Origin of the sequence: Nocardioides sp. (assembly GCF_035703625.1) — a bacterium.
GTDB lineage: Bacteria > Actinomycetota > Actinomycetes > Propionibacteriales > Nocardioidaceae > Nocardioides.
The window spans coordinates 1-7,504 of the sequence record NZ_DASSXS010000088.1 but is presented as its reverse complement, the minus strand read 5'-3'; the positions used below and the strand labels follow the sequence as shown (position 1 = coordinate 7,504).

Below are 7,504 nucleotides of genomic sequence, written 5' to 3'. Positions count from 1 at the left end.
CCGGCCTCGTCGATCAGGTCGATGGCCTTGTCGGGCAGGAACCGGTCGGAGATGTAGCGGTCGGCCAGCGTCGCGGCCGAGACGAGGGCCTCGTCGGTGATCGTCACGCGGTGGTGGGCCTCATAGCGGTCGCGCAGCCCCTTGAGCATCTCGATCGTGTGGGCGATCGAGGGCTCGGCGACCTGGATCGGCTGGAAGCGACGCTCGAGCGCGGCGTCCTTCTCGAGGTACTTGCGGTACTCGTCGAGGGTGGTGGCACCGATCGTCTGCAGCTCGCCGCGAGCCAGCATCGGCTTGAGGATCGAGGCCGCGTCGATGGCTCCCTCGGCCGCGCCGGCCCCGACGAGGGTGTGGATCTCGTCGATGAACAGCACGATGTCGCCGCGGGTGCGAATCTCCTTGAGGACCTTCTTGAGCCGCTCCTCGAAGTCGCCGCGGTAGCGCGACCCGGCGACCAGCGCGCCGAGGTCGAGGGTGTAGATCTGCTTGTCCTTGAGGGTCTCGGGGACGTTGCCCTTGACGATGTCCTGCGCCAGACCCTCGACGATGGTGGTCTTGCCGACGCCGGGCTCGCCGATCAGGACCGGGTTGTTCTTGGTCCGCCGGGACAGGATCTGCATGACCCGCTCGATCTCCTGCTCCCGGCCGATGACCGGGTCGAGCTTGCCCTCGCGGGCGTCCTGGGTGAGGTTGCGTCCGAACTGGTCGAGCACCAGCGAGGAGCTGGGCGCGTCGCCGCCTGAGGCACCGGTGGTGGCGCCGGCGCCCGCGGACTCCTTGCCCTGGAAGCCCGACAGCAGCTGGATCACCTGCTGGCGGACGCGGTTGAGATCGGCGCCGAGCTTCTGCAGGACCTGCGCTGCGACTCCCTCGCCCTCCCGGATCAGGCCGAGGAGGATGTGCTCGGTCCCGATGTAGGAGTGGCCGAGCTGCAGCGCCTCGCGCAGGGAGAGCTCGAGGACCTTCTTGGCGCGCGGGGTGAAGGGAATGTGGCCGCTCGGCGCCTGCTGGCCCTGCCCGATGATCTCCTCGACCTGGGCGCGCACCGCCTCGAGCGAGATGTCCAGGCTCTCGAGTGCCTTGGCGGCGACTCCTTCGCCCTCGTGGATCAGGCCGAGCAGGATGTGCTCGGTCCCGATGTAGTTGTGGGAGAGCATGCGGGCCTCTTCCTGGGCCAGCACGACCACCCGGCGGGCTCGGTCGGTGAACCGCTCGAACATTGCATCTCTCCTGCCAACTCCGGGGCCGCCCCCCTTGGTTTCAGCGGGACATGGTGTTCAACCCTGTCACAAGCCTACGCGTTCCCGAGATGGGTCTGCTCTGAGCGAACATCACCGAGCAGGTGCCCGCGAGGAACGAGCGGGCACCGTGGGCTCGGGGAGGTTGAGCAAGCGACGCGCCCGAGCCTGCGAGGGCGTGCGAGCGTGTCGAAACCCAGTGAGCCGACAGGCAACCTGCCCGGGGTCAGTGAGCGGCCTCGTAGGCCTGGCGGACCTCGGCCGACACCCGGCCACGGTCGGAGACCTTCATCCCGTTGGCCTTGGCCCAGTCACGGATCTCGGAGGCGCCGGGGCCCGAGGTGGCGGTGGACTTGCGCCTGCGGGACGACGAGCTCACCTTGCGGGCGTGGCCGATGTAGCCGCTCAGCACGTCGCGCAGCGCGGCGGCGTTCTTGTCGTTGAGGTCGATCTCGTACGACGTCCCGTCGAGGCCGAACGACACCGTCTGGGTGGCGTCGGATCCGTCGAGATCATCGACCAGCACGATGTGAACCTTTTGCGCCATTTCTTTTCACCCGTCTTTTCCAGGGAATTGTCGAGCGCAGCATGTCATGAAGTTATCCGGGGTGCGAATTGCGGATTGAACCAGCGGGAAAACATTCGCGCACAAAGGACCTCAGACGTTTCGGGAAAAGACCAGCTCCAGACCACGCAGGGTGAGCCACGGCGCGTGGTCGGTGAAGCAGCGGCACTCGCCCATCACGAGCGGAGCCAGATGACCGGTGGCGATGACCGTGACGTCCTCGGGCGCTGCGCCGAGCTCCGCCGTGAGCCGAGCGACCAGCCCCTCGACCTGGCTGGCGACGCCGAAGACCATTCCGGACTGCAATGCCTCGACCGTGTTCTTCGCAATCACCGAACGCGGTCGCTGCAATTCCACTTTCCGCAGCTGGGCGCCGCGGCGGCCGAGCGCTTCGAGGGAGATCTCGATTCCCGGGGCAATCGCCCCACCGACGTACTGACCCTTTTCGCTCACCACGTCGAAGGTCGTGGCGGTCCCGCCGAAATCGACCACGATGGCCGGCCCGCCGTAGTCGGTGGCGGCGGAAAGAGCGTTGACGATGCGGTCAGATCCCACCTCGCGCGGGTTGTCGACGAGGACCGGGATGCCGGTGCGGACCCCGGGCTCGACCACCACGTGGGGCACCCCGCCGAAGTGCTCGGGCAGCATCGCCCGCCACTCGTGGAGCACGGCGGGGACGGTCGAGCACACCGCGATCCCCGAGATCCCGGCATGCTCGGCGAGCAGCCCCCGCAGGAGCACCGCCCACTCGTCCGAGGTGCGGTGCTCCAGGGTCGACACCCGCCAGTGAGCGGAGACCGCTCCGTCCGTGATCAGGCCGAGTGCGGTGTCGGTGTTGCCGATGTCGGCCGCCAGCAGCGACATGTCAGGCCTCCCGCACCTTCGGGGTCCCCGAGGCGGCGGGAGCCGAGCCGGCGACGTGGTGGGGCGAGAGGTCCATGCCGATGTCGAACACGCGGACCGAGTGGGTGAGTGCGCCCACCGAGATGAAGTCCACCCCGGTGCGGGCGACCGCCTGCGCACGCTCGAGCGTGAGCCCGCCCGACGCCTCCAGGGTCGCGCGGCCATCGGTCACCCGGACCGCCTCGGCCATCGTGGCGTCGTCCATGTTGTCCAGGAGGATGCGCTCGCAGCCGGCGTCGAGCAGCTCCTCGAGCTGGCCGAGGTCGGTCACCTCGACCTCGACCGGAACGTCGGGGTAGGCGGCACGGACCGCCTCGAGCGCCGGGACCACGCCGCCGGCAGCGATCACGTGGTTGTCCTTGACCATCGCCATGTCGGACAGGCTGAACCGGTGGTTGACCCCACCCCCGCAGCGCACGGCGTACTTCTGGAGCGACCGGAGCCCGGGCAGCGTCTTGCGGGTGTCGAGCACGCGCGCCCGGGTCCCGGACAGGGCGTCGACCCACGCGGCGGTGGCAGTGGCGATGCCGGAGAGGTGGCAGGCGAAGTTGAGGGCGGTCCGCTCGGCGGTCAGCAGCCCGCGGACCGGCCCGGACACCCTCATCACCACGTCTCCTGCGGCGACCGGGGTTCCGTCGGCTGCCCGGTCGGCGATCTCGACGTCCTCGCCCATGACGTAGGCGAAGACGACGGCGGCCACCGCCAGGCCGGCGACCGTGCCGGGTTCGCGGGCGGCGAAGTCGGCCGTTCCCCGGACGTCGCCGGGGATGGTCGAGGAGCTGGTGACGTCCTCGCCGCCGCCCGGCAGGTCCTCCTCCACCGCGGCCGCGACCGCGGCGTGCACGGCCCGGGGGTCGAGGCCGGCCTCCTGCAGCTCCGTGATGAGGTCCCCCGGCAGGTCGGAGTGGGGGGTCCTGGCGATCACGAGTCCTCCCGGTCCGTCGGGGTCGCCGGCGCGAACGTCACCCGGGTCGTCCCGTCGACCAGCACGCAGTCGAAGTGGCCCGACCAGCGGTCGTCGTCCCGGTCGGGAAAGTCCTCGCGCCAGTGCGATCCGCGGGTCTCCTCCCGCAGCGCAGCCGCGGCAGCCAGGGCGGCGCTCACGGTCAGCAGGTTGGTGGTCTCCCAGGACTCCTGGTCGACGAGCTCGGTGGTGTCACCCGCCAGCTTGTCGATCAGGATCTCCGCCTCGGCGAGCCCGGACGCGGAGCGCAGCACCCCGACCCAGGCGGTCATCGCCTCCTGCAGCTCGCGCCGGGCGCTGCCGCTCACCAGGCCCGGGGTTCGGGGATCGGGCACCGGCCGGTCACGCTCGCGCAGCTCGTCGGGAAGGACCTGGGCGATCCGCCGGGAGAAGACCAGCCCCTCCAGGAGCGAGTTCGAGGCCAGCCGGTTGGCACCGTGGACCCCCGAGCAGGCGACCTCGCCGGTGGCGTAGAGGCCGGGGACGCTGGTGCGCCCCCACAGGTCGGTGGCGACTCCGCCCGAGGCGTAGTGGCAGGCCGGTGCGACCGGGATCAGCTCGGTCACCGGATCGACGCCGTACCGGCGAGCGGTCGCGAGGATGGTGGGGAACCGGCGCTCCCAGAAGCCCGCGCCGAGGTGCCGGGCATCCAGCCACATGTGGGGTTGGCCGGTCTCGAACATCTCGCGGGTGATCGCCTTGGCGACCACGTCGCGCGGCGCGAGGTCGGCCAGCTCGTGCTGACCCTGCATGAACCTGCGCCCGGCGAAGTCGACGAGGAACGCCCCCTCGCCGCGCACCGCCTCGGAGATCAGTGGCTGCTGTCCGCGCGACTCCGGGCCGAGGTACATCACGGTCGGGTGGAACTGCACGAACTCGAGGTCGCGCAGCACCGCGCCCGCACGCGCCGCGATCGCGACGCCGTCGCCGGTGGCCACCGCGGGGTTCGTGGTCTGCGAGAAGACCTGGCCGAGCCCCCCGGACGCCAGTACGACGGCGCGGCAGTGCACCGCGCCGACCCCGTCCCGCTGGCCCTCACCCATCACGTGGACCGTCACGCCGGCGACGCCGCCCTCGTCGTCGAGGAGCAGGTCGACCGCCAGGGCGTGCGGGATGACCTCGATCTCGGGCGCCCGCTCGATGGCGGCGATCAGGGCCCGCTGGATCTCTGCCCCGGTGGCGTCACCGCCCGCGTGCGCGATCCGGTCGCGCAGGTGTCCGCCCTCGCGGGTGAGGGACAGCTCCCCGTCGGGGTCGTGGTCGAAGATCGTGCCGAGCGCGATGAGCTCGCGGACCGCCTCCGGGCCCTCGGTGACCAGCACCCTGACGGCGTCGCGGTCGCACGCGCCAGCTCCGGCGACCAGGGTGTCGTGCTCGTGCTGCTCGGGGGTGTCACCCGGCCCGAGGGCCGCGGCGATGCCACCCTGCGCCCACTGGGTCGAGCCGGCGTCGAGGACGTCCTTGGTGACCACGAGGACCTTGTCGACCCGGTCACGCAGCCGCAGCGCGGCGGTCAGGCCGGCGATGCCGGACCCGATGACCACCACGTCGCACTCCGTGGTCCAGCCCGGATCGGGCGCCAGGAGTCGGGCTGGGGCCCGTCCCCCGGGGTTCGCGCTCATGGGCGCAGGTTAGCGCCCGGCGGTGGCGTCACCACGCACCAAGCCGGACCCGTCGAACGTCTCGGCCGGGTCGAAGCCCGTGTCCAGGATCTTGTTGTCGGCATCCACGAAGACCACGTGCGGCTGGTGCCGCCTGGCCTCCTCGGTGTCCATCTGGCCGTAGCCGATCAGGATCACCAGGTCGCCGGGGTGCACGAGCCGGGCCGCGGCACCGTTGATGCCGATGACACCGCTGCCACGCTCACCGGCGATGGTGTAGGTCTCGAGCCGGGCGCCGTTGGTGATGTCGACGATGTGCACCAGCTCGCCCGGCAGCAGGTCCGCGGCGTCCAGCAGGTCCTCGTCGACCGTCACCGAGCCCACGTAGTGGAGGTCGGCCTGGGTCACGGTGGCCCGGTGGATCTTGCTCTTCATCATGGTGCGCAGCATCTGGGTGCCTTCCGGACTGTTGTCAGTGGCTCTCGGCCAGGGGGCCGGGGCCGAAGGTGAGGGGCAGGTTGTCGATGAGCCGCGTCGACCCGACCCGGCCCGCGACGAGGATCCGGCCCGCGGTGCCCGCGGGCGGGTCCGGCGGCAGCTCCCCGAGCTCGGGGTCGGTGACGACCAGGTAGTCGAGCTCGACGCCCGAGGTCCTGCCGAGCTCGGTCCGGGCCGCCTCCAGCGCCGCCTCGGGCCCCCGGCCGGCCGCATCGCGGGCAGCCAGGAGGCCGCGGCTCAGCACCGTGGCCTGACGGCGCTGCGCGGCGTCGAGGTAGCTGTTGCGGCTGGAGAGGGCCAGCCCGTCCGGCTCCCGCTGGGTCTCGGCCCCGACGACCTCGACGTCCAGGCACAGGTCGCGCACCATCCGCCGGACCAGGACGAGCTGCTGGTAGTCCTTCTGCCCGAACACGGCGATGCCCGGCCGGACGAGGCCGAACAGCTTCGCCACGACGGTCAGCACCCCCCGGAAGTGCCCGGGACGGACGGCGCCCTCCAGGACCGTGCCGAGCGGGCCCGGCTCGACGGTGACCTGCGGGTCCCCGCCGGGGTAGACCTCGTCGACGCCCGGGAGGAACACGATGTCGACCCCCTCGCGCTCGCAGACCTTCAGGTCCTCCTCGAGCGGGCGGGGGTAGCGGTCGAGGTCCTCGCCCACGCCGAACTGCAGGGGGTTGACGAAGATCGAGACGACGACCGGCCCGGTGGACCGTTCACGTGCGACCTGCATGAGACGCGCGTGCCCGTCGTGGAGCGCCCCCATGGTGGGGACGAAGGCGACGGCCTCCCCGTCGCGTCGAGCCGGGTCGAGGTGCCCGGCGAGCTCCTCGCGCGTCGTCGCGAGGAGGGGGCTGGCGGTCATCGCGTCTGCTGCCGGCGTCCGGACGGAGTGCGGGGCGCGCCGGGGCGGTTCTCGTCCGCAGCGTCCAGGACACCCCGGAGCTTGGCGGCCCGGATGGGCAGGAGGCGCCCGTCGGTCACGACGCGATCGAGGGTGGCGCGGGCGAGTGCGACGTACGACGGCAGGCTGTGGGGCGCCGTGGCCCGCAGCTCCGCGAGATGCCCTCGCACCGTCTCGACGTCCCCTCGCACGATCGGCCCGGTGAGGGCGGCATCGCCCTGGTCGAGCGCGTTGTCGAGAGCCGCGGTCAGCAGCGGGCGCAGCGTGCCCGCCGGGTCGTCGGCACCCGCGGCGTCGAGGAGCTCCATCGCCTGGGCCACGAGGGTGACGAGATGGTTGGCACCGTGGGCGAGCGCCGCGTGGTAGAGGCTGCGCCGCTCCTCCGACACCCACATCGTGGTGCCGCCGAGGTCTGCGGCGAGCCCCTCGACGAAGGCCCGCTCCCCGACGCCGGCGGTGACGCCGAGGACGCAGCCCGGCAGCCGGGTCAGGTCGACCGCGGTGCCGGTGAACGTCATGGCCGGGTGCATCGCCACCGGGAGAGCACCCACACCGATCGCCGGCGCGAGCACTGCCAGTCCGTGCCGCCCCGACGTGTGCACGACGTGCTGACCGGGGTGGATGGCGCCGCTGGCGGACAACATCGAGACCACGTTGGCCAGCATGTCGTCGGGAACCGTCAGCAGCAGGACGTCGCAGGCGCGGGCCACCGCGGTCGGCTTCTCGTTCGGTACGCCGGGCAGCAGGTCGGCGATCCGGTGACGGGAGGCGTCGGACTCACCTGCGGCCGCCACGATCTCGTGTCCGGCCTCGCGGAGGGCCGCGGCCAGGACC

Annotated in this window: 8 protein-coding genes; all 8 read right to left on the bottom strand. The window is 71.7% G+C overall.

The features are described from left to right. The coding region (locus VFN12_RS04590; RefSeq protein WP_325117419.1) for a Clp protease N-terminal domain-containing protein at positions 1-1,220 on the bottom strand (1,220 nt) is incomplete at its 3' end. Positions 1,221-1,464: 244 nt separating this feature from the next. Further along, on the bottom strand, positions 1,465-1,785 hold the full coding sequence (locus VFN12_RS04585; protein WP_325117418.1) for an Lsr2 family protein: 321 nt from the start codon (positions 1,783-1,785) through the stop codon (positions 1,465-1,467). 111 nt (positions 1,786-1,896) lie between these two features. Continuing rightward, a complete protein-coding gene (locus VFN12_RS04580; protein ID WP_325117417.1) occupies positions 1,897-2,667 on the bottom strand; it encodes a type III pantothenate kinase in 771 nt (256 codons plus the stop codon). Between the two features lies 1 nt (position 2,668). Next, complete coding sequence (nadC, locus tag VFN12_RS04575) at positions 2,669-3,631, bottom strand: carboxylating nicotinate-nucleotide diphosphorylase (RefSeq protein WP_325117416.1); 963 nt, start codon at positions 3,629-3,631, stop codon at positions 2,669-2,671. Beyond that, on the bottom strand, positions 3,628-5,292 hold the full coding sequence (locus VFN12_RS04570; protein WP_325117415.1) for an L-aspartate oxidase: 1,665 nt from the start codon (positions 5,290-5,292) through the stop codon (positions 3,628-3,630). The genes nadC and VFN12_RS04570 overlap by 4 nt, the downstream gene beginning before the upstream one ends. A 9-nt stretch (positions 5,293-5,301) precedes the next feature. Beyond that, the gene (panD, locus tag VFN12_RS04565; protein ID WP_325117414.1) at positions 5,302-5,721 is read right to left on the bottom strand and encodes an aspartate 1-decarboxylase; all 420 of its coding nucleotides are present in this window, start codon (positions 5,719-5,721) and stop codon (positions 5,302-5,304) included. A gap of 22 nt (positions 5,722-5,743) precedes the next feature. Continuing rightward, complete coding sequence (panC, locus tag VFN12_RS04560) at positions 5,744-6,631, bottom strand: pantoate--beta-alanine ligase (RefSeq protein ID WP_325117413.1); 888 nt, start codon at positions 6,629-6,631, stop codon at positions 5,744-5,746. Further along, positions 6,628-7,504, bottom strand: an 877-nt coding sequence (locus VFN12_RS04555) for a Rossmann-like and DUF2520 domain-containing protein (RefSeq protein ID WP_325117412.1), incomplete at its 5' end; no start/stop codon positions are given. The genes panC and VFN12_RS04555, both read right to left, overlap by 4 nt.